Raw genomic sequence first — 1,031 nt, 5'->3', positions numbered from 1 at the left:
ATCATTTCCTCTTTGAGGGAGTTAATGAGCGTCTGTGCAGCGTTTTTTGTCTCTGAATTAAATTGGGTCATGTCGTATTCTTGGAGTAGTTGTAAAAGGCGGTTGAACTTCTGCCTGCTCTTGTCACCATTTCCGCAAACGTTCCTTTCATTCGTGAGTTTGTAAACATTCTGCACATCTGAGAAATCAAATAGTTTCTTATCCTCGCATCTGTCCTTTCTCACTCCTTTCTTGTACTTCTTAAATCGGAAATAATGCCGTGATAGACTTGCAAAAGCCGTTAGTATGTCTGAGCGATTTGTGTAAACGTCTAAACTATTAGGGAGAGAGTATTTCTCTTTCGGGTGTCCGTTCAACTCAATGGTTGCCCAATTCGCTTTCGGACTCTTTACACTAAATTCTACCCTCCACACGTTCACTAACTCACCATCCTTTGTTACCCTCTGCATATCATCTATAAACCCACAAATGTACCATGCTTGACGTATATATGGCTTTCCATATAGTCCCGACTTATGGTCTTTTAATTCGAGTGTCTTATTATACATCTTGGTTGAAACGATAGACAAAGGATTACCCCACTTTAACGAGTTCCATTCCTGCCCCTCCCAAGCATCTTTTCCATGCACGTTAATGTCGCCCTGATTGATTTTCGCATAGTGATGTTTCAAATACCTACGGACAAACTTCTGAGGGTCATCACCAAAATCAAACCGAACAAAATCCAAACATATGTCAATACGTGAAATTCTCACATCGGTGTAATGGTGAAAATCGAGGAATTTTTTCAGCAAAATGGCGCAATCATCGAAGTAGCAAAGGCGGTTGTTTAATCTGATGTGTGTTTCTTCTGCATCATGGATGCCGTTGAGACCCTGGGATGATGGATTTCTACGGACTTCAATAGCAGGCAGTCCGTCAGTACCGAGTATTACAAACATTTCCTTGTAAACCCTCGTTCCGTAGTCTCTTTCCTGCACCTCGCAACCATGATTGCGGAAATAGTCTGCGTTGTGTGGCTCTCCAATCGG

1 protein-coding gene is annotated in these 1,031 nt (G+C 42.0%); it reads right to left on the bottom strand.

Going from position 1 to position 1,031, the window contains the following annotated elements; genetic code table 11:
• On the bottom strand, positions 1 to 1,031 hold a 1,031-nt coding region (locus tag J4G38_RS28135; protein WP_226164115.1), incomplete at both ends, for a hypothetical protein.

The organism is Hymenobacter terricola (assembly GCF_017921975.2).
Lineage (GTDB): Bacteria > Bacteroidota > Bacteroidia > Cytophagales > Hymenobacteraceae > Hymenobacter > Hymenobacter terricola.
This window is presented reverse-complemented; position numbering and strand designations above follow the sequence as displayed.